This window comes from Oscillatoria sp. CS-180 (assembly GCF_028330965.1).
Classification (GTDB): domain Bacteria; phylum Cyanobacteriota; class Cyanobacteriia; order Phormidesmidales; family Phormidesmidaceae; genus Halomicronema.
The window spans coordinates 1-23,628 of sequence record NZ_JAQMUB010000056.1; the positions used below are offsets into that span (position 1 = coordinate 1).

Genomic DNA, 23,628 nt, shown 5'->3' on the forward strand with positions numbered 1-23,628 from the left:
ATTTAAGATTGAACGAACATTGCGCCATTACTTTGCTGAGCTACGACATCTGTAGAGCTGATAAACGAGAATCGATATATAGCCGTCGTCAGTTCTGTCCTCAGAGGCTATTAGGTGTGTAAACCTAGAAGGCTAACGCTATATATTTGCGCCGAAATAGAGTGCTACCGGGCAAAGACCTCTAGGCAGACTTCTAGAGCAGCTTGTTCCGCGTCTGAGATAGGATCGGTGACTCTATAGTAATGGCTCAAATTCAGCATTTCACCAGATTGATAGTCCCACGCGGCATCAGGTGTGTAGGGAGGTGAAACACGGGTTGCATCAACAATTGCGTTGTCCTCAATGAACCCCTTAAAGCAAGCTGTCCCTGAACGGGAAGAACTGTCAATCCCAACAACAATACGCCCCCACTTTTGGAATAAGACATAGGGAGCATCTAGAAACTCTGAGGCCGACGTCTCAGAGTAATAGTGCCTGCCATTAGGCATCTCGGATAGCGGACTGATTGAGAGGTGCGTCAGCGGAACGATACTGACTACAGTAGCTAGAAAAGTAGGTAAAGGAGCCAACATCGTCTTTCAAAAGATGCTCATTAATGTGCTAGGTCTCTGCATCATATAGCAGCTTTGCCACTGTGATTGGTTGGAACCGTTCCTAACAAACCTGATCGTTGGGATGCAACTTAGCTCAAAATAAACTGCATTGTCTGGTTAAATTTGATTAGTTGAAAAAGGATATGAGGGATATCCCAATTCCTATAATGTCTGCTAAGTTTTGCTAATTGAATTTTATTTGACTATAACAATAAATCCAAAGGCTGTCTTGGTTTGAATCCCAAGTAAATATACTGAGATTCTGATTGGGATATAACCGTTAAGTCTTCGTAATCTGTATCGAATGTGACCACATCGAAGGTGTGGATCGGGGAGATTGGCAACTCAGGAAAGCTAAATGACCTGTTTTCACGTCGGTTGGGTTTATTGCTTTAGCGTTAGCTAGGTCACCAAGTCACGCCCGATACTTAGCATACTAGCGAGATGCTCGCCATCTTGTTCTCAATGGAACTGCCGACGGCTATATGAAAATAAGCCTATCTTTAAAGGCTTTAAACAGGTTTTGAATAGGCTTGAGTCACGTTTTGATGCTGTGTCAGATTGGGTCTTGCAAATAGGAGACTTTGCAAATGCATTTTGCTCGTTTTACTCAGATTAAAATCTGAAATCTAGTACTGCATCTTGACAATGTGTCTCACGGGTTGAACGGCAGCATCTATTCATTTAAGAGTCAAGGATGGCATTTACCAACGGTTTTAATCGTGAAAGATTCCACATTTAAATTCTCCAATTCTGCATCTTGCGATCGCCTAGTGTTCATCGATTTGTCCATTGATGATTCCGCTAGTTTGATAGCTGGGGCAGCTCCTAATTCAGACGTCATACTTCTGGATCCCAAGCAAGATGGTATTCACCAGATCACAACTGCGCTGCTGCACTACGCTGATCTGACCAGCATTCATATCGTTTCCCATGGGCGTTCTGGAGCCTTGCAGCTCGGCAATACCCAGCTCACACTCAAAACCCTGGATCGCTATGCGAATGCCCTGAAATCCTGGCGCAGCGCTCTGCGATCGGATGCTGAAGTTCTGTTCTATGGATGTAATGTCGCGGCTGAAGCCTCTGGAGCCGCGTTCCTAACGCAGTTGAAATCTCTTGTTGGCGCTGAAATGGCGGCCTCCAGCACTCCCGTTGGCAGTGCTCAGCTAGGGGGTGATTGGACCTTAGATGTCACTACGGGACAGGCGCGATCTGACTTAGCGTTTCAACCCGAGGCGATCGCTGCCTACGCCTCCGTTTTTGCCGTGCTAGAAGAAGGCTTTGATGGTGGCTTTCCGCCTCCTGGCTGGACGTCTTTTGATGGAGTCAGTGAGTCTGACGCCGAGGAACCGCTTTTTCCAGGCAACAACGCTTGGTCAGTGGGGTCGCTGGGTGGGAACAGCGTTGCTTTTGTCTTTGGCGAGGATATCGAAGGTGGATCCGCGCAGGACTGGCTAGTCACGACCCTGCTACAGCCTGACGCCGACAACAGCACCCTGTCATTTGATGCTCTGACGTTTTTGGGCAACACGCCGACGGACTTCTCTGTGCGGGTCTCGACGGGTGGCCAAACCGATCAGGCTAGTTACGAAACCGTTGCCACTTACACCTCAGTTGATTTCACCGAGGATTTCCAAACCTTCGATGTCGATTTAAGCGCTTATGTCGGGGAGTCGATTTACGTCAGCTTTGTGCTGGAAAACGACGATGGTGATGCTTGGGTACTCGACAACGTCGCCGGAATTCCCTTAGCACCAGACGTTTTGATTGCCGTTCCCGGTGATCAATTCGGCCTAAGCGAAGGGGGAACGGAACAGACCCTAATTGTGGAGCTGGCTACGGCCCCAACCGAAGCGGTGACGGTGAGCTTCACCCCTGATACCACTGAGGTGGAAACAGTCGATGCCGTTACGTTTACCCCTGAGAATTGGGACACTCCCCAGCTCGTGACCTTGACGGCTGTTCAAGACGATATCGAAGAGGGGGAAGAAGCTACCTCCATTGGTGTTGAGATTAGCAGCACTGATTCTGACTACGATGCTGTTGTCGTGGACGATATCGAAGGCATCATTACCGATGCGGGCATTCCATTCTTTCCTAGCTATCGTACTGTCGAAGAAACCTACAGCGATCTAGAGGCGCTGACGGAGGAAAACCCTGAATTAGCCGATTGGATTGATATTGGCGACAGTTACGATCGCATCACGCCGGGCGGTGCCGAAGGCTACGACATTTTTGCCCTAAAGCTGACTAATGAGTCGTTTACTCCAGCCGACGGTAGCGACAAGCCTGTGTTTTTTATGCAGGCCACGATTCATGCCCGAGAGTACACCACAACAGAGCTGGTAACGCGCTTTGCTGAGGATCTGGTGGCGGGTTACGGTGTTGATCCTGACACCACTTGGCTGTTGGACTACAACGAGGTGCACATTGTCCCCATCGTTAATCCGGATGGTCGCAAGATTGCAGAACAGGGCTATTTGTGGCGGAAAAACACGAACCCCAATCCTCAACCAGGTGATGAGCCAGCTCCATTCCCGACCTTCGGCGTTGACTTAAACCGCAACTATGGATTTGAGTGGGCCAACGGAGTTGCCAGCGATGGCACGACAGGGATTGGCTCTACGGATAATCCAGCCTCGAATAGCTACCATGGCTCGGGGCCTTTTTCAGAGCCAGAGAGTGCGGCGGTTGGTGAGTATGTGGCTACGCTGTTTGAACCGAACGGACCCGAACTCCTCAACGACCCGACACCCGAGCTGGAGCGAATTTATGCTCCGGTTCCCGATGATATCTCCGGCATTTATATTGACTATCACAGCTTTGCGGAAGCGATTCTCTACTCCTGGGGTTGGGCTGAGGGCTTGATTGCTCCCAATGATGCTGAACTCAGCAATCTCGCCGATCGCTATGGCTTCTTTACAGGAGCCGTTGGAGAACCCTATGACGCGCTGCCCGCTCAGGTGTTTGGGGCTGTGGGAGGGGCGACAGATGACTGGGCCTATGCCACTTTCGGAATTCCTGGATTTACCTTGGAGATTGGCACGAGCTTCTTCCAGCCGAGTGAGGATTTCGAAAATGAAATCCTGCCGGACAACATTCCGGCCATGTATTACATGACGAAAGCAGCACGTCGTCCGTATCAAACGCCCTTCGGCCCAGAGGCGATAGAGGTGACTCTGGATCGTCCCCAAGTGGTTGCGGGGACTTCGGTGGAGCTATTGGCTGTCGCCGACGATAGCCGCTATGCCGACAGTGATGCGATCGGGGGTGGTCAGGATGAAACCCCCTCAACCTTCGAAAACATTGCAGCTGGGCGCTACTCCATCAACGTTCCGGCTTGGATACCGGAGGCTGAACTGTTCGACATGACAGCTGCAGATGGTGCCTTTGACAGTTCTGTTGAGTCCCTGACGGCCACTATTGATACCGCTAACTTAGCGTCTGGACGGTATACCCTATTTATCGAAGGTCAGGATGCGGCAGGCAACTGGGGCGTGCCGACAGCAGTGTTCTTAGATGTTGTAGCAGCTCCAGAGGATGCTGTTGTCACGGAAGGCTCAGATGCCGCTGAGACTTTAGTTGGCGAGAATACTGCCGACGTGATCTATGCCTTGGATGGTGATGATACGGTGGCGGGCGGACTCGGCGATGATGTCCTCTTTGGAGAAGCTGGCGATGATGTGCTGCGGGGCGATCGCAACAGCCGCTCTCCTCAAGTCGGCGAACCCGGCGGCAATGACACCATCTATGGTGGCGATGGGAATGACCGCATTGGTGGCAAAAGCGGCGATGATTCGCTCTATGGTGATGCTGGTGACGACGTCATCTGGGGCGACGATGGAGATGATCTGCTCTGGGGTGGCGACGGCGACGATACCCTAACGGGTGATGATGATTCTGGCGGCAGCGGTAGCGATACCTTTGTCCTTGCTATTGGCGACGGCACAGACACCATCACCGATTTTGAAGTGGATACCGACTTCATCGGTCTCTTTGGCACTTTGAGCTTCAATCAACTCACAATCGGTCAAGAAGCCGAAGATGCGTTGATTGAGTTCAACGGTCAAACCCTCGCTACTGTTCTTGGGGTGGGTGCTGAGGCGCTAACGGAATCCTCCTTCGTGCTGGTCTCATGAAGGGCTTAGGAGATCTCTGAAAATAAAAAGACCCGGCTGGGGTGCATTACGCTGCGCTAATGCCCCCCTACCAGCGGTAAATGCTTTCCTGGAGATCCCCTTATTTCCTCTTTCGGAGCGCAAACTTGCACCCCAGAAGAGGAGAACGCTAATAGCCAACCTTCCATATTTTCTGGATTAGTTGGAGGTTTCAGCATTTGAGTCAACAACTCTTTAACCGTTAGTTTTGATAAAGGCGAAGCGGTAACATAGCCGACAACTTCACCATTGCTAATGGTTTGAAATAGACGCTCTACATCTTGCAAGAATGGCAATCGTGCGATTCTGTCAAAAAGGCAGTAGTTTGCAAATGCAAGCTACTGCCTTTTGACTTCAGTGATTTTTCAACTCAGCTTGAGTCCGCTGACTAAACGACTGCAACGTGCTCGTTTACGTTAAAGCCGCCGACGGGATTCTCTAGAGTGGCAATCTGAGTCGTGTCAAGCGATAGAGCACCGGTCGAACTGTTGTAGCTCAGCTAGTCCATTACGTCACTGATGCTGCCGAATCTGCTTTCGGGTAGTAGAGCGAATTCAATTTAAAGCAGGTCCCCTTCAGCAACATTGAAATCATTAATAATATCGATATGGAAAAAATGGGGGCCAAGCAGTCTTTACTGACTCTAGAGATGAACGAGTTATCCCTCTTAAGCACCGCCTCATCGTTCAGTGCTAGAAATGGTTTAGGCCTGGGTTATAGATAGAGTCCTGGTTTTGGCTTAAGGACGCGCTCCAGTGCCAAAATTGGGGTGAGACGATTTCACTGTATGAGCACCCCTGTTGAGTTTGCCGAGGTGAACGATCATGCCACGCTCACTCAAAGCCCGTAGCGATTACCGTGATAGGCTTCGGCTTGCGATCGCGCGGAATGGCTTTCCGACTCAGAGAGCGCTGGCTGAGGAAGCCGGATTTTCTTTGGCAACGGTTAAAAAGTTCCTGGCGGGTAAGCCTGTCGACTTTGCAACCTTTTCAGAACTGTGTCAGGTCCTCAATCTGGACTGGCAATCCATTGCTGATTTGGAAGGTCCTCAGACATCTCCGACGAAGCCGCCCTCAGCCTCGCTTACAGTGACCTTACCTTCCGCACAGCAAGACTGGGGTGAGGCTCCTGATGCTTCTGTTTTTTATGGCCGAGTCGCTGAGCTAGCCACCTTGCAGCGTTGGGTCAGCGTTGACCGCTGCCGACTGGTGACCCTTCTGGGTATGGGGGGCATGGGGAAAACAACCTTGTCGGTAAGATTGGCCCACCATATTCAAGGCGAGTTTGAGTATCTGATTTGGCGAAGTCTGCGGAATGCACCCGCGATTCAAGACCTGCTGAACGATTTGCTGCAATTTTTTTCTCATCAATCGGGTAGCGATCGCCCTCAAGATTCACTGCCTGATAGTTTCGACAATCAGATTCGGCATCTCATTCGGGTGCTGCGCAATAGTCGGTGTCTGGTCATCCTCGATAATGTGGAATCGATTTTGCAGGAGCGCGATCGCCCTGCCCCAGAAGACTATGGCGCTTACCGACAGCTCTTTCAAACTGTTGGGGAGACGAATCACAATAGCTGTCTCTTATTAACTTCTCGGGAATGGCCTCGCCAATTGGCGGCACTGGTGGGGGATGATTTGCCCGTACGCTGCCTTAACCTTGCCGGTCTGCCCGTCGCTGATAGTCGAGACCTGCTGCAAACGAAGGGGCTATTTACCGGATCAGAGGCCGAGTGGCTGGACCTAGTCAACACCTATGGCGGTAATCCGCTAGCCCTCAAGATAATCGCGCCTGTGGTCAAAGATTACTTTGAGGGCAGTCTTGCCCAGTTCTTAGCCTTGCGCCAGCAAACCCCTTTTCTGTTTTCCGATATCCGCCAGTTGTTAGCCCAGCAGCTTGAGCACCTCACGTCTTTAGAACGCACAATCATGTACTGGCTGGCGATTAACCGCGAACCGATCGCTTGGCAAACGCTCCGATCTGACTTAGTAGATCCGACTGGGTTGGGGGACATCTTGCAGGCCATTGACGCCTTGGCTCAGCGATCGCTGGTGGAAAAAGAACAGGCCCGCATCACTCAGCAGCCAGTCATCATGGACTATCTGATTGGCGAACTGATTGAGCAAGTGTGCCGTGAAATTAACCATCACGAACTGAATTTACTCCGCAGCCATGCCCTTGTGCAGGCCAATGCCAAAGACTATATTTACGAGGCCCAGACCCGCCTGATTTTGCAGCCCATTGCTGAACGGTTGCAAGCAGACTATCCAGTCACGGCTGATTGGTCAGTTCATCTCAGCGAAATGCTAGCAAGCCTGAAGGGCAAACCAGCTCAAGAAACGGGCTATGCAGGCGGTAATCTCTTCAATCTGCTGCGTCATCTCCAGGTTGACTTACAGAGCTATGACTTTTCTGAGTTGATTCTTTGGCAGGCCAACTGCCAAGGACTGACGCTGCGCGATACCAGCTTTGCTAACTCAGACCTCTCAAATGCCTTGTTCAACCAGCCCTTTGGCAGTATTCGGACGCTGGCCTTTAGCCCCGATGGACAATCCTTAGCAACGGGCGATACGAATAGTGAAATTTGGATTTGGCAGCTCGATTTGTCCTCAGGAGACATTGACACGCACTTACTAACGTTTCGGGGGCATCGTAATTGGATTTGTTCTCTGGCCTTTAGCCCCGATGGGCAGCAATTAGCCAGCGGTAGCGCCGATTGTACTCTCAAACTCTGGAAGGCCAGCACAGGAACGTGCCTACAGACCCTAGAAGGTCACAGCAACTGGGTGATGTCGGTGGCGTTCAGTGCTGATGGTCAATACCTTGCCAGTGGGAGTGCCGACCACACCATCAAACTCTGGGATGTGCAAACTGGCAACTGTCTACAGACCTTAAAGGGACATGCCCGAGGCGTGTGGTCAGTGGCCTTCAGTCCTCAGGGAGACACACTGGCTAGTGGGAGTGTTGATCGCACTGTCAAGCTTTGGGACATCAACTCTGGAGAGTGTTTACAGACCCTCTCAGACCATGAGCATGGGGTCTGGTCGGTGGCCTTTAGCCCGCAGGGTGACAGGCTGGCTAGCGGGAGTGCTGATCGCATGATCAAACTCTGGGATGTGCAATCGGGGCGCTGTCAGCACACATTAGCAGGCCACCGCAATTGGGTCTGGTCAGTGGCCTTTAGTCCGCAGGGCGACATGCTGGCTAGCGGGAGTGCCGATCAAACCGTGCAGCTTTGGGATGTCAAGACGGGTCGGTGTCTGAGGGTCTTATCAGGGCACCAAAATTGGGTCTGGGCAGTGGCTTTTAGCCCCCAAGGCGACTATCTTGCCAGCGGCAGTGAAGATCGGACGATGCGACTCTGGCGCATGACCAATGGTCAGTGTCTCAAGACGCTCCACGGGAACAGCAACTGGGTCTGGTCGGTGGCCTTTAATCCCCAGGGAGATACCTTGGTGAGTGGACATGGCGATCGCCGCTTACAGGTGTGGGATGTAGCGTCGGGCAACTGCCTCCACACTCTGTCGGGGGCTGAGAAAGCGATTTGGTCAGTGACGTTTAGCCCCCAGGGCAATTTACTAGCGAGTGGTAATGAAGATGGCAACGTACGCCTGTGGGAACTGTCCTCTCAAAAGCCCTACAAAACCCTATCTGGTCATACACAGGCGGTTTGGTCAGTCGCGTTTGATGCTGACGGCCAATACCTAGCAAGTGGCAGTGCCGATCACAGCATTCGCCTCTGGGATGTGCAGGCAGGTCGTTGCTGTCAAACCCTGACCGGCCATCGACATTGGGTTTGTGCCGTTGCCTTTCACCCTCAAAAGCAGATTCTTGCCAGTGGCTCCTATGATCGCACTCTCAAGCTTTGGGATATCAAAACGGGTGAATGTCTACAAACGTTATCCGGCCATCTGAGTGGGGTGTGGGCGATCGCGTTTGCGCCTCAAGGTGACTACCTGGTGAGCAGCAGCATTGATCAAACGGTACGCCTCTGGGATGTCAACACAGGTGAATGTCAGCAGATACTCAGCGGTCACCGTAACTGGGTCATGTCGGTAGACGTCAGTCCCGACGGGCAACAGATTGCCAGCGGCAGCGCTGATCATACAGTCAAACTTTGGCACGCCCAAACGGGTGACTGTGTGAACACCCTGAAAGGTCACGGTAATAGTGTCTGGTCGGTGGCGTTTAGTCCAGACGGACAATCCCTGGCCAGTGGCAGTGATGATAAGACGATCAAGCTATGGTCAGTCGCGACGGGGCAGTGTTTACAAACCTTAAAGACGCAAGAACCCTACGAAGGTATGGACATTACGAGGGTCGTGGGATTGACGGAGGCTCAGATCACAATCCTAAAGCAGTTGGGCGCTGTAGAACGATAAGGCGGTGGGGATGGATAGGAATGGATGAGTTTTAAGTTCACAGTTTTGAATTTTGCTGGGGCTGTTTCACTTGAAATCTCTCCTCCGGAGACGCTACCCGGGCGGAGCCAGTCAGTAGAACTCACAAAACTCGCAATTGAAACCTGATCAACTCTGAGGCTCTAGATGATGCCGATGTTACCAATGCCCTCGAAGACCGCAATCAAGAAACCCACTGCCTTGATTCCGGCTCCCCTCTTCATCATGGCGCTTATTTCTAGCGTTTTGTTATTACTGGTGGGCGGTGGTTTATTCTTTGTTCCAGAGTTTGCCCGACCTCGCTGGGTCTGGTCGTTAACGCCGTTCAATACTCGGTTTTTAGGGGCTGTTTATCTCACCGCATTGATCGGGCTTTCGTTTTTGCTGGTAACGCGACGAGCACTGTCTGCACGCCTGATTGTGCCGTTAATGTGGGTGTTTACGACGGTTGTTCTGGTGGTCTCTTTTCTTCATGTGGGACAGTTTGATCCTGCGCGACGGGCCACAGCCATTTGGTTCGGCGTCTATGGCGCAGATTGCTTAGGATCAAGCTATTACCTTGGTCGCTATGGCAAGCACATGTTTGCTGCGAGCGAGCATGTGCCCGGCCTTTGGAAGCGGTATCTGTGGCTACAGGCGATTTTTTTGGGTGTGTATGGCTTGGGGCTTTTGCTGTTGCCAGCCCGTTTTGGACTGTTCTGGCCGTGGCCGCTGGATGCTTTCCATTGCCAAATCTACAGCGCAATGTTTCTGACGGGGGCAACTGGGGCAGCTTTACTTGCTCGACACGCAACTGCACTGGAATTTTGGGCCTTTGGACTGATCCAGGCGACCTTGAGCGGTTTTGTTGTGGCTGGTGTTGTAATTGTGGATCGGGCTGTCCGCAAAATTGACTGGGAGAGCTTCGGCAACTGGGCCTGGATGGGAGCGTTTGTCCTGCTCGGTCTTGCTGGCTTAGCGATGGTTTGGGAATCGCTGCAAATCAATAAGTTGAAGGATCATAACGTCTAGCTAGGGCGCGTCATCGGTTATAGCGGCATGTATTTGAATCAAGCACACCTCATTCCCTGTTCCCCATTCCCTGCTCCCTTAAGATACTGAGATGGACTTAACCAACTGTACAGGGCTATAAAAAGACCTGCTGTGGTACGTTACGTTGCGCTAATGACACCCTACCAGCTGTAAGTTCTTTCCTGAGATTTCCTGAAGTAGCTAAAGCTATGCCTACAGACATCCAGACATCATTGTTCGGCAACGCTACGTTACCAGCCAAACTGCTTTAAGATTTCTCCCGGTGGGCGATCCCAAGTATCCCGGTGATCATAGATTTTGCCAGCTTCATTGAGCGAATAAATCGAATAACCGTTGAAGAAAAGTTTGGGATGCCAGGGCAAGCGTAGAGTTCCTCGGACTGTCCAGTCAGCACGGATCGTCCGTTCGTCTTCAACTCGAACATCGTGCAGGTCGAAGTGCAGGTCTGAGAAGAAGAGGCGACCGTGAAACCTGAGCGTCCAGAAAATAATGCGGTAGTTGAATTTCCCTTTGAACTGATTGACCGGATCCTTGAAAAAGATGTCCTGGGTGTAGATGTCGTAGGAAATGTCTTGCTCGAACAGTGTCGGTAAATCTGCCCGCAATGTGTCGAGAATCGGTGCATAATCAAGGGCGATCGCCATAGTTCTAGCCTGAGATTCCGCTAAACTGCTGATGGATGTTGTGAGTGGTACATCCTCCATCTTATGGTCAAGGCATTCAAAACTGCTGTGCTCGTCAGTTTATTCGGAGCCTTCATTTTTCTTGGATTTCCTCAAATTGCCCACGCTGAAACTTCACCTATGATTGCTGCACTACCCGGATTCAAAGCCTTGTTTAGTGGCTCTCGCCCTAGCAATATTGGCGTCAAAGCGGGTCGCCTAACCGCTTGCCCCAAAAGCCCCAACTGCGTTGTCAGCCAAGGAGATGAGGACGCTCAACACGCGATCGCTCCCCTCACCTACTCGGGTGATTCAGCTCAGGCGATGGCGTCTCTGAGGCAAGTTGTGGAAGCTCAACCTGGCAGTGAAGTCATTGAACAGGCTGATAATTATCTCTACGCCGAATTTACCAGCAAATTAATGGGGTTCGTAGACGACGTGGAATTCTATTTCCCCGCAGATGAACCTGGCACAATTCACGTCCGCTCTGCTTCCCGTCTGGGCGAATCTGACCTTGGCGTCAACCGTAAGCGAATTGAAGCAATCCGAGCCGCGTTGAGTTAGGTAACAGCCAGGAGATGGAGATCTGCTGGTTCCATAAATTCCTCTACGCCTCTCCCCTTCTACGTCCCTCCCTACTGACTGATCTTCAACTCCCGATACCCCGTCGCTTCGTCCAAGCGTCGCTGAAATTCCACACCGGCAAGCACGCCGATCACGATCTCCGCAGTCGTATAAACAAGGCAACCCGGCATAATATGGCCACCGCAGGTTTGGCCTTGGGCGTTAGCGATCGCCATGTGCAGATGCAGTCCTTCCAGGGATAGCGTGCCGACCAGAGAGACAATTTCAAAGCGATCGTGGAAGAGGGTAGCCGTGTCTTGACCCGCAAAGCGTAGGCTGGCCTGTTGCAGACTACCGACCGTCGTCAAAATACAACCGGCAGCAATGCGATGCTGCTGCACAAGCTGCTGCAAACTTTCTTTGAGATCATCCCCTGGTGAGAGCCGTAAGACAAAGGGACGTAAAGCTGTTGGCGCAAAGGCTGTGCCTGTCATGGATAATGCTGAGTGCAAGGAAGGTATAAATTTCGATTTTAGAGCGTTATTTGAACGCTCATCTTTAATAAATCAGGATCAGCAGAGTGAGGAAATGGTACTGCAAACGTTAATAGGACAGGGCCTGTGGGCAATGGCAGCCATTGTCATTGTGGAAATGGTGCGAGACATCTACCATGTCGTCAGTCATTCATGGCCACCCCTTCAAACGCTACATAATTGGCATCACCGTGCTTACAAGAAAGACTTTACGCCGATCAGCGCTGATATTTACAGTAAGGCTCAGCTTTATAATGACGTACCCGAATCGCTGGCAATGATGTCTGCTATTGGCATCTTGGCTTCAATCACTGGGATTCCGGGGCTATGGGTAGGGTTCATCTACAGTGCCGGCTTTTTGGGAGGAGCGGTTCTGCGATCGCAGGGCCTGCTGGTGGAAACGGACCTGACTCATGAGCCGGGACCGTTAACTGAAATTCCAGGGATTTGGCGAGTCAACCGCAGTTACCATTGGAAGCATCATTTTGATAATGTCAATGCTTATTACGCAGGGCACTTTACCTTTTTGGATAAGTTCTTGGGGACAGCACTTTCTTTGAAGAACAAAACAGTGGCGGTCACCGGTGCTTCCGGCACCATGGGGCGGGCGCTGATGGCTGAATTGGTGCGTCAAGGGGCTAAACCTATTGCACTGACGACATCCCCTAACGCGCAGTTTCCGAATGCGGTTCGGAGTGCGACTTGGCAACCGGGACGGGAAACTCAGCTACAGGACCTGTTTCGGAAAGTCGATATTCTTATCATTAATCACGGCATTAACGTGCATGGAAAACGTGATCCGGATGCGATCGCCCATTCTCTCGAAGTCAACAGTCTTTCCGTGCTGGCCCTGATGGATGCCTTTATGGCAACAACCGCCGCGACCTCTACGGGAGCGGCGACCAAGGAGGTTTGGGTCAATACGTCCGAGGCGGAGGTCGGTCCTGCGTTCAGCCCGCTGTATGAAATTTCTAAACGCCTTGTTGGTGATCTAATTACACTGAAGCGTCATGATGCCCCCTGCACCATCCGCAAAATTGTCCTCGGCCCTTTCAAGAGCAATCTCAACCCCATCGGAGTGATGTCGGCTGACTGGGTCGCCAAAGCGGTGATTGCTTTGGCTAAACGAGACATTCGCAACATCATCGTGACGATCAATCCCCTGACGTATGTTGCATTTCCCATTAAGGAAACCGCTCAATCGCTGTACTTTCGTTTTTTCTCTCGGTCTCACTAGCATGGGTGATGGGGGACGCTATTGGGTGCACAAGTCTAGATAGCTAAAGCTATATCAGTCCTACTCAAAAAGAAAAGAGACGCGATCGCGATCGCGTCTCTTCGAGTTCTCTTCAAGTTAGAAGGCCATATATTTTACAGCCCGAGGAAGTTTAATCAGGGATGGCTACACAACCGTTTTGGGCATAGGTTCCACCTCCAATGGAGACTTGCCTGTGACAGTGGCGAGATCATCGCCAAAGGCCGCGTCTTCAGTGTCCTCTAGGGAACTGTTGCCGATGGGGGTGAGGGCGATCGCATCAACATCCTGATTCGAGTTGCTGTCCATCGGTAGGAAGCTGCCGCCTGCGCCAGACTCCATAGCCGTCTCTGTGAGGCCGTCTGACGCCTTGGCGTAATTTGTCAGACTGTCATCAGAGTCAGGGTCGCCTGCCAGCTGTCGAGTCGAGACGATGCCTGTCAGCGAGTCGGCCTGGCGTCCCTTGCCGTCCTCCGCTTCAGCCGCTAAGTAACCGTTAACGAAGACCTGGTCCTCGATGGTTTGGTGGATGGTGTATTCCGTTATCGGCACCATGTTGTGGTAGTCACTGAAGGCTTCGATGAGCGGGAAGTCTAGGTTCTTCGTGCCCTCGTTGAAGACCGTGTTTTGAGTTGCCTTGTTCACTGCATCCCAGCCAAACCAGCCATAGGGATAGAAACCATACAGGGTGATACCGTCAGGAATCTGATCCATATGGATACCGTCAGCATGGAGCACATCGTCCGGCTCGTCATAGGCCAGTCCTCGCTCTACGGTCCCAGTGGTGTAAGACATATTGTCGGGGTTCATGCCTAAGTTGAACGCCTGACTATCTGCCATCACCTCAACATACTTCTCATCTCCGCTGAGCTGGTGCGCCATCGCCAGATCTTTGGCTTTGTAAGTCGTGATAACGGTGTTCCAACCCCAAGTCTGACCAAAGGTGGTGTCGTTGAGCGTTTCAAAGCCGTTTTTCTGGCTGTCTGCGATGATGCTGTCAGCCTTCTTGATGACGCTATCTTTCAAGAAGTCTTGCAGTTTGGTATCGACCGCAGTGTAAACGGAGTCATCCAGCTGGGCATAGACGAAGGAAGATGCAGTGTGTTGACGATAGCCAAAACTTGCAAACACATCGTGGTATTTCTCATCCTTAGTCAGGCTGTAAAGCTCAACCGAGGCGAGTTGACGAGCATTCTTAGCCGCATAGTCGCGATTGAAGGAAGATGGCAGCTTCGCGTACTCTTTCTCAGCCCAGTCAAATGCGCGAATGGCTCGCTCCTCTAGGTCCGCTGCTTGCTTGGCATCAAAGGGCTCTAATGCTTCAGCGAGCTTAGCGGCAGAGGATGCAAACTGATAGCTGCTAAAGAAGTCGGGAGCGTAGATGAACCCTTCCTTTTCCTCCCAGCTTCTTGTGCCATCGGGGTGGCTATCAAACTCAAACCCAGCGGAGACACCGCCATTGGGCTGCTGGAGCTGCTTGTACAGCTCAATACCCCACAGTGCTTCATCCAAAACATCAGGAATCTTGTTGCCTGACTCTGGGATGTTGGGATCGAACTTCGCGAAGTAGTCGGGGTTGGTATCGTACAGGTCAACGAGCGACATGATCGCTTCAAAGTGAGCAAAGTTGGTGTCGTAGTCGCCTGCATCAAACCAGCCGCCGCTCAGATTGACTGATTTGCTGCGGTCCGCATTCTTAGGCAGCAGGTCGAAACGATTGCCCTTGTTGAAGAACCAGATATCCGCTTCTGAGACACTGCTCTGATAGAACTTGATGTCGGAATTACCCTGACGCACAAAGTCGGTATAGGGCTGCTCCAGTTCAGCAAATGCTCGGTGGGTGTACATTCCCTCCATCGACAGATCAAGCATTGATTCCCACACGTTTTCGCGAATGTCAAAGGGGAGAGACTTACCAATGCCTTCCACTTCGATGCGATAGGTGCCGGACTTGGTCACATCACTGAAGTCGAGCGTGTAAACGTCCGTTCCTGCTAGCGTATCGTTCTTGGTCTCCAGCTCAATCTTGCCAGAGTAAACGGTCTTGCCAGACTCATCGTCGATGACTCGGAAAGCAGTTCCCTCCTCGTAATCAACGCCACCACCGGATTTGCTCATCCAGCTAGACAGCTTGGCAATCTTGTTAGTGGTTGAGACATCGTAAGCCCGAGCATTGTGGATAGCGAGGGAGACCGTGTCTTCAGGCGTGAAGGAAATGTTGTCCAGGTTGCCGTCCTTAAAGCGAATCGTGTATTCATCGCTTGTGTCCAGCTCCTTAGGCAACTCGATGTGATAGTAGTGATCCACGATGAACTTCTCAGCACGCCGAGTGGAATCAGCTACCTTAGACTTCCGATGCACCGCAGACGGCTTCAGAACCTGACCGTTCTCTAGTACGACTTCAATGTTGTTCTTCGTGAGATTGAGGTCGAATGACTCAGAGACGAAATCTTGGCTGGTGAATGCCTTTTCAATCAGTTCGTTCTGCTGCACCTTCAGCAGGATTGTGTCCTCTGAGGCTAGTCCGACATGGACATCAGGTTTGCCTCGCTCGTCAAATGTGACATTGTAGATTTCCTGAAGTGCTCCCAGATCCTTCGTACGAACTTTGCGCTCTAGGCTGCTGATGGAATTGGGGTCATCGTCAACAAACTTTGGCGGTCCCTGATCTGGATCTTTGGGGCCAGAAGGGGGATTGGGAGGATCAATTGGTGTGTCAGAACCGCCGCCAGTACCACCGCCGCCGGTACCGCCGCCACCCCCACCAGAGGGAGGCTCAGGATCGGGTCTGGAAGGACCTGATTTGGGCGGTTCGATGGGAGCATCTTTGTAGAGCTTGTCAACCTCTGATGTGCTGAAGGCTCTATCGTAGATGCGAACGTCGTCGATCGCACCATCCCATCCTTCAAACACCCGCTGACCTTCCCCAACGATGAGGTCTGTTACCCCAGTGATCGTGCCCCCAATGGCGGGAGCTGCCGAGGTGGGTTTGTCCAGTTTGCCGTCGATGTATACCTTGGGAGCTTTGCCGCTTTCCCAAGATAGAACAACGTGTTGCCACTCTTTGGTCTGCACATTAGCAGCGGACTCATATTCCACCGAACCTTCAGTGGTCCGCAGTCCAAGCTTGATGACATTGTTGCCACCGCCGTTGTTGCCGTAGGCGTCATAGCGGATACCCAGGTTTTGATCGTTGGGAGCCTGTCCGCTAGGAGGCTTGGAGACACCCGTGAGGAAGCCTCGGTCGGTCCCCACTTGGTCAGATTTCACCCACATGGAGATGGTGATGGCGTCTGCCCCGTTGAGGTATTTCTCTGCGTCAGCATCGACAACAGCCTGATTTTTGCCGTTCAAGCTGAGTGCGCCGTCCAATTTACCGTTGTTGGTCCAGCTCGCGCCCTTCTGAAGCTGACCGTCGCGGTTGTTATCCGTCAGGTCCTGGGCAGTGTTGCCGTTGCCTTCATCAAAGCTCCATCGCAGCAGCAAATCATCAGAGACAGGCGGTGTGGTGGGTGCATCCGAGGCAACCTTCACGGTGACTTGCCCTTTGCTCTTGCCGCCGTTGCCATCGTCAGCGGTGTATTCGAAGGTATCGGTGCCATCGAAGTCGTCTGTGGGCGTGTACTTGAAACTGCCGTCTTTGTTGACCTTGACGGTGCCGCCCTGGTCTGATTTCGTGTCGGCTGAAGTGACGCTGAGGCGATCGCCATCTGCATCAGTATCATTGGCTAACACCCCGTTCTTGGCATTAACCGTCAGCGTTTTGTCTGCCGCTATTTGATAGGCGTCCGCTTTAACAACAGGAGCCTGATTTTCGGAGGGTTGAGGCGTGGGCCCAGCACCGCCGCCACCGCCATAGAGGTCGGCAACTTCTGAGCCACTAAAGGCTTTGTCGTAGATGCGAACATCGTCGATGTTGCCGTCCCAGGTTTCAGAGACCCGCTGTCCCTTCCCGACAAGCAGGTCTGTGATACCCGTCAGCTTGCCGCCAATAGCAGGGGCCGCAGACGTTGGATTATCCAGCTTGCCATCGATATAAAGCTTGGGTGCTTTGCCGCTTTCCCAAGACAGAACGATGTGCTGCCAGTCTTTTGTTTGGACTTTTGCCGCCGACTCATATTCCACAACGCCTTCGGTGGTCCGTAAGCCTATCTTGATGACGTCATCACCGCCGCCATTGCTACCAAAGTCGTCGTAGCGGATGCCTAGGTTCTGGTCGTTACCCGTTTTCGAAACACTGGATAGGAAACCCCGGTCGGTTCCAACCTGGTCAGACTTGACCCACATCGAAATCGTGATGGCGTCCTGCCCATTGAGATACTTCTCGGCATCATTGTCCAGAACGAACTGATTGTTACCGCTGAGGCTGAGAGCACCCTTGTCTTTGCCGTTAGACGTCCAGCTAGCGCCTTTCTGCAGCTTGCCATCGCGGTTATTGTCCGTTGCGTCTTGAGCGGTGTTGCCGCGCCCATCGTCCAACGCCCATTGCAAAAGCAGATCGCCTGAGGAGGTAGGCGGATTGGGATTGGATGGAGGATTGGGGTTAGACGCTGCAGAAACGTCGACCTTAACCTGAGCCGTATCTTTGCCACCTTTGCCATCACTAACGGTGTATTCAAAGGTGTCAGTCCCAGTGAAGTCATCGGCGGGCGTGTATTTGAAACTGCCGTCTTGGTTGACTTTGACAGTACCGCCTTTGTCTGATGTCGTATCGGATTCGCTGATGCTGAGGCGATCGCCATCCCCATCACTGTCATTGGCCAACACGCCATTCTTGGCATTCACCGTCAGCGTTTTATCTGCTGCCACTTCGTAAGCATCTGCTTTCGCGTCAGGCGCTTTGTTGGGATTTGGGTTGGTCGGTACGCCATCATTGCTGCGGAAGAGGTCAGAAACTTCAGATGAGTTGAAGGCTCTGTCATAGATGCGGACATCATCGATATTGCCATCCCAAGCATCAGGCACCCGCTGCCCCTTACCAACAATCAAGTCGGTTACGCCTGTGAGCGTACCGCCGATCGCGGGGGCTGCCGAGGTGGGCTTGTCGAGCTTGCCGTCGATATAGAGTTTGGGAGCCTTACCGCTTTCCCAGGACAGAACAACGTGCTGCCAATCTTTGGTTTGCACCTTCGCAGCTGATTCGTACTCTACGGAGCCTTCAGTCGTTCGTAGACCGAGCTTGATGACATTGTCGCCACCACCGTTATTCCCAAAGTCGTCATAGCGAATTCCCAGGTTTTGGTCATTGGGGTCCTGCCCATTGGGAGGATTGGTAATCGTGGTGAGGAAACCCCGATCAGTTCCAACCTGGTCAGACTTGACCCACATGGAAACGGTAATAGCGTCCAGGCCGTTGAGATACTTCTCGGCATCCGTATCAATGACTACCTGATTGTTGCCGTTCAGGTTGAGGGCACCATCAAGTTTGCCGTCGACCGTCCAGCCGGCACCCTTCTGAAGTTGTCCATCGCGGTTGTTTTTGGTGGCATCTTGAGCCGTGTTGCCCCGGCCATCATCCAAGGTCCACCATACGAGAGGGTCACCCTCCTTAGGTGAACCACCGCCGTTGTCGGGCGGTGTGGGATTGTCCGCGTCGATATCAACATCAAAGCGACCCAGAACGCTACTTTGGGCAGCGTTGCCTGCGGTATCCTTCACCTGGTTGTTTTGTAGACGAACGGTGTATTCACCATTGTCTTTAGCGTCCCACTCACCGCCGGGAGCCGAGATGCGATACGTTGCTGTGATAGATTTGCTGTTATTGGTTGGGCCAATTTCGGCAAGAACCGTGTTCAGGCGATCGCCTTTGCTGTTCGTGACAACAATGTCGTCGTTATTGATTGAGGCAATGTCCAGACCGCGATCATCGGTATATTGCACGTCAATGGTCTTAAAGGCTCCGCCCTCAGCGGTAATGTCGGACGCTTTTAAGCTGGCATTGGGTCGCGTCTTGTCAATCTGAGGGCCGGCGTCGCCACCGCCGCTGCCGCCGCCTTGAGAAGGACCGTCAGCTTCAATGACGATCGCCCAGTCAGAGCGGTAAGGCAAGTCAATCTTGCGATTGTCTCCTTGGGATATGTCGCCCAGATTGATTTCCTTGTAGCCTTTCTTGGTATCGACTGCGATGACCTTGCTGTTGCCAGCTAACTTAGGCAAATCGACCTGCACATCGTCGCGCCCTTCCGTGTAGATGATGTAGCGGCTATCATCAGCTCGCTTGAGTAGGTGAGTGTCGGAGGAATCGGCCAGGTTGTCGGCTTGTTGCAGGTCCAAGGTGAAGCGATTGTTTTCATGCCAGAACGTATTGTGCGTTCTCAACTGCTCTGGATTGGAATAGGACGGACCTTGGTTGCCGCCGCGATCGAAGAAACCATACCAGCCGCCAACGCCGCCCGCCATGGCCTGCCACCACAAGATTTGACGAGTCCGATTCATGTCAATAGGACTACCTTGAGTGCTACCGACGTTTGCTCGGTTATAGGTGAATCTTTCCTCGTAAAAGTGGGGATTGCTGCTATCGCTGTTAATGTCTTGAATCACCTCTTCAATGCTCTGAGGTGAAATGGGTGATGTTTGCAAGCCATCCTGAAAGCGACCTTTCGAGGAATAGGAGTTACCGCTCAGGTTATTGGCAACCCAGTCATTGCTTGAGGAACGACCATTAACAGGAACCTTTGAAGAAGCGGCATAGCCCCGAGCAAAGAGGAGGTGGTCCCATCCCATCTGGTCTTGCAGGTTCTTGGCCCAAGACTCCATCTGACTATCGTCGGTGAATTCTTGAGCATCAAAGGAATACCCCATGCTCCATCCTGGTAGGGGTCCCAGTCGAGCGGCAATATAGCTCTGCAATCGCTTGTCAGCTTCACTGTTGATGCCATCTTCAGGAGTCCAACCGCGATCTTCATCTCCCCAAGCCCAAAAGTGAACCCGTCCCCCTTTCTGGTGCACGTCTGTGATGACCTTTTCCAGTAGCTCAAAGGTTTTCTGGTCGGGATTTTTGCTGTTGTGCTCCCAATGGGCCTCAGAACCAAAGTCGAACCAGTTGTTGTTGATTTGGAAGTAGAGAACCTCCGAACCATTCTTCCGAGCATCAGCTAGATAAGCGTCTGTTTTGGATGGATTCCACTGGTCCAGCGCTCCCTGCTTGAAGTGATCTCTCTGGTTCATGTAAACGTTCAGCAGATACCCTTCGAGCGTGTTGGCATCGTCTGTCTGGATGGCAAATTTGTTGCCGACGCTGGTGAGGAAACCATCCGCCTCGGAATTGTTGTTGGGACGCACATTGACCTTTCCGGTAAAGCCATCTAGGTCCTTATCGGAGCTATTGGTTTCAAATCGCCATTCCCCTTCAAGGTCACCCGTAAAGCGGAAGTTCCAATTGTTATCTCCGTCATAGAACATGCCAGTGGTGCGCTTTTCGCCTGTTTTGGCATGGGTAAATGTGACGGTCGCTTTCAGGTCAAAGGGATTGCCTTGGTAGCTAGAGTTCTTGAGGCTCCATTCCTCGAACTCCCACATCTCAGCATTGCGGGACCCCAGGTTTTCTGAACCAGAAGAGAGGATGGCCCCGAACGGCTCCGCTCCGCCCCCAGCGGCTCCACCCGCAAAAGATGTACCGGATTGAACCAGGGCACTGTTCGCTGCCGGATCCGTTGAGACGTTATTTTGACTGGAAATTAGGCCCTGGGCTAAGAAGCCTGAAGTTGCTTCCTGCGGCATGCCCGGAACGGCATCGGCTGACATCGGCTCAGTTTTGATAGCAATATTGCCGAGCCAGCTACCGCTGTCTTCAGGGGTTGCGGAGACAAATCCAGCCCCCAGCACGTCGTACACGGAATTGTCTTCCAGAGTGACGTGGCTTTTCTCTTGCACATAACCCCATCCAGGAGAACCGACGATGCTATTTCCGATGAGGGTGGCCGATTCTCCATCGGCTTGAGAGCCAACTTCATTGAGCTGCAGCGCATATCGTCCTGGAATGTTGGTGCGATCGCCCTCATCTAACAGTGCACTGTCAAATGTTTTGGAGTGGTCGGTCCGTCCCAACTCTTGTAATTCGGCGTAGCGAACGTCGATGTCGTTGCTGTTAGCAAACAGAACGTGACCGCGCTGATGAGAGGGTAGCTTATCAGCATTCTCTGTCCCGATGACGACGTTGCGGCTGACGTTCGTGACATAGGTGTCTACGGTCTCTGCGGCAGAGTCATGGTCAAACTGCAAGGGTTGTTCTAACGTGACTCGATTGCCTGCGATCGCCTGAATCGTGACGGTCTCTTCAAGCTCATTTTCTGACCCTGACCCAGCGATGACGAGGGTGTCACCGACCCGCCAGTTGTCAGGACTGTTGCTCAGAACGAGAGTGCTGTCGCCAGCAGCGGGCATAACGTCGGCTGTCAGATAGGGGGCTTTTTCCTGTCCATGAATTTCGACGGTTCCTAAAGACAGCACGCCTCGGCTAAGTTGCTTCGGATCCCACAGCGTGTCGATCAGGCCATTGTCAGCGATGGTAATTTTGGCGATCGCATCGCTTTGAATGGGATTGGATTCTGACCCAATGCTGAGTTTGCCCGTTGGCGAGACGACGAAGGTGTCGATGACCATTTCAGTATCGATGTCTGTGGCGAAGTCAAGCTCACCGTCTACTCGCAGCGAAAACAGTGGTGAGCGATTGGCATCGTCGTATAGAACTGAAACGTCCTCAGGAATAAAAACTCGGGCATCTTTACCAGGAATCTGTTGGTCTTTCCAAGTATTTGGATCAAACCAAGAGCCGTTTTGGATTGCAATATGGGTCGCTTCGTCAACAGAGACTAGCTCTAGGATTGCGGCTTCTTCTAGAGCGTCGTGTGAGGTGTTCTCTAGTGTTGTGTTCAACATCCCAATATCCGTTTCATTGATGGCTTCAACGAGATCTGAATCGGTGGATTGCATGTCCATTTCAAAACTTCTCCTGATGGATTAGTAGACAAAAACAGAGCCAAATCTTTCTCAAAGACACAAGGAAATAGAAAGACGTTGCAATTTTCATGACGTCTCCAAACAGTGAATGAGATTGAGAATGACTTGATAACTAAGGCAGATCACAAAGAGTGATTCTGAATGCGACAGAACTGACTCCTGTGATGAATGAGTGAAAATTCTGCACTGCCTATCTCAGCGCATACCGAGCCTTAGAAGAGCCGACTAAGGTTTTGTCCCAAGCCCTTCTGAAGACAGCGCGATCGCACTGGCAGTGTTATTGATTTAAGAACTTAAAATTCTCCAAAAAACGTCGAATTCTCTTGAATGAGCGATGTTCTGAGTGACAGCAAAATAGTCACTTGATTGCTAGTCAATCAGTCTCGTCTTGAACATTTCCTGTAATACTCGAAACGTCTGAAGTGAGTACAAGATGAATTCAGAGCGTCACAACCCGATGTCAAAATCTTCGGCGCGTGCTTTAAATGAGTAGACCTTTAGCGGACTCAAAAGTTCTCTAGAAAGCTAGAAAATCAGTCAAGTCAGTTCAAAAACAAGCTCGTTCAGGTGCGAAGAATACTCGTATACGCTGTTGACATCATCAATCTAGGATCGATGTTCCCTGCACCAAAAGCGCAATCGAGTTAATACCAAGACCTGGTGAGAGGATCTGCATAAGAAAAACTGTTCCGTATTCAAAATCTACTAGAAACGGTAGAAACGAACCCTTGTCGGCAGAAGCCCCAATCTGGAAGGTAGAAGCACTTTAGGAGTGAGGCAGGTCATTCAAGTCACAACCTGTGGGATTTCAACAGTTAGACCTGGCACTCCATCAAGCTACCAACAAGTTTAGGCAAAGGGTGTATGAAGTTTAACGTTGAAACCACGGAATTTTGAGTGTGTCACCTCAGTGTAAAACCACGAGAGGTTACACCGAACCAAAAAAATAGGTTGAATCTATTGCTGATTACCCTCTGCTTGCCCTGTAAGTAAAGGGTTTTGCATTTAAGGGCTGGGAAGTCAGAGACTCAAGTTGATTGAAGTTGGAGCTCGTATTCGTCATGTAAGGGCTATGACTAGCGGGCGCGGACCGAATGAGATGGCTTGCCCTAGTGAATATACACAACTCATTTATAGAGCAAACAAAACTTGCGAGACCTTGCTTCACCGTAAGTTGGATGATGTTACGAAAAGCCTGTAAAGATGGATTTTTAGAGAGATACTTTTCTTTACGAATATGGTTTTGAAGTATCGCTGAAAGTTTAATGTCTCCTCCGTGAAAATTCTGTTAGAGACAGGAAGACGCAAGTCTGAGCGGATAAGATACGAAAACATTCAAAAGAGTCTTTTATAAAACGTTAGACAAAAGGGAGTCAACCAGCTACTAGCTAGACGAATATACGGAACTTCTCGAAACTTTTATAAATAGGTTTAGGGCTGCATTTTGGTCGGGAATGCTGTGTGCACACTCAAT

10 protein-coding genes are annotated in these 23,628 nt (G+C 51.5%); 5 read left to right on the forward strand and 5 right to left on the reverse strand.

Annotated elements, in window-relative coordinates; genetic code table 11:
- Positions 1–164: 164 nt before the first annotated feature.
- Entirely contained in the window at positions 165–572 is a 408-nt protein-coding gene (locus PN498_RS13445) for a hypothetical protein (protein ID WP_272063322.1), read from the reverse strand.
- Positions 573–1,315: 743 nt separating this feature from the next.
- Here PN498_RS13445 and PN498_RS13450 point away from each other — a divergent pair.
- A complete protein-coding gene (locus PN498_RS13450; protein ID WP_272063323.1) occupies positions 1,316–4,732 on the forward strand; it encodes a DUF4347 domain-containing protein in 3,417 nt (1,138 codons plus the stop codon).
- A 56-nt stretch (positions 4,733–4,788) separates the two neighbouring features.
- Here PN498_RS13450 and PN498_RS13455 read toward each other — a convergent pair whose 3' ends face one another.
- Positions 4,789–5,037 carry a hypothetical protein gene (locus PN498_RS13455; protein ID WP_272063324.1) on the reverse strand — a complete coding sequence of 83 codons (249 nt, stop codon included), beginning with the start codon at positions 5,035–5,037 and terminating at the stop codon, positions 4,789–4,791.
- 537 nt (positions 5,038–5,574) lie between these two features.
- Between PN498_RS13455 and PN498_RS13460 the strand changes: the two genes are divergently transcribed.
- The gene (locus PN498_RS13460) at positions 5,575–9,132 is read left to right on the forward strand and encodes an NB-ARC domain-containing protein (protein ID WP_272063325.1); all 3,558 of its coding nucleotides are present in this window, start codon (positions 5,575–5,577) and stop codon (positions 9,130–9,132) included.
- 183 nt (positions 9,133–9,315) lie between these two features.
- Complete coding sequence (locus tag PN498_RS13465; protein ID WP_272063326.1) at positions 9,316–10,161, forward strand: hypothetical protein; 846 nt, start codon at positions 9,316–9,318, stop codon at positions 10,159–10,161.
- A 251-nt stretch (positions 10,162–10,412) separates the two neighbouring features.
- Here PN498_RS13465 and PN498_RS13470 read toward each other — a convergent pair whose 3' ends face one another.
- Positions 10,413–10,826, reverse strand: coding sequence for a DUF2358 domain-containing protein (locus PN498_RS13470; protein WP_272063375.1), 414 nt, complete (start codon positions 10,824–10,826; stop codon positions 10,413–10,415).
- A gap of 87 nt (positions 10,827–10,913) precedes the next feature.
- Between PN498_RS13470 and PN498_RS13475 the strand changes: the two genes are divergently transcribed.
- Positions 10,914–11,408 (forward strand): DUF1499 domain-containing protein, encoded by a 495-nt coding sequence (locus tag PN498_RS13475; RefSeq protein WP_272063327.1) that lies wholly within the window; start codon positions 10,914–10,916, stop codon positions 11,406–11,408.
- A 71-nt stretch (positions 11,409–11,479) separates the two neighbouring features.
- Here the strand turns inward: PN498_RS13475 and PN498_RS13480 are convergent, their stop codons facing one another.
- Positions 11,480–11,902: a PPC domain-containing DNA-binding protein gene (locus tag PN498_RS13480; protein ID WP_272063328.1), complete on the reverse strand. Its 423-nt coding sequence runs from the start codon at positions 11,900–11,902 to the stop codon at positions 11,480–11,482.
- A gap of 94 nt (positions 11,903–11,996) precedes the next feature.
- Here PN498_RS13480 and PN498_RS13485 point away from each other — a divergent pair, with 94 nt between their 5' ends.
- A complete protein-coding gene (locus tag PN498_RS13485) occupies positions 11,997–13,178 on the forward strand; it encodes a bifunctional sterol desaturase/short chain dehydrogenase (protein ID WP_272063329.1) in 1,182 nt (393 codons plus the stop codon).
- Positions 13,179–13,343: 165 nt separating this feature from the next.
- Here PN498_RS13485 and PN498_RS13490 read toward each other — a convergent pair whose 3' ends face one another.
- A complete protein-coding gene (locus PN498_RS13490) occupies positions 13,344–22,133 on the reverse strand; it encodes a LamG-like jellyroll fold domain-containing protein (RefSeq protein WP_272063330.1) in 8,790 nt (2,929 codons plus the stop codon).
- Positions 22,134–23,628: the final 1,495 nt, after the last annotated feature.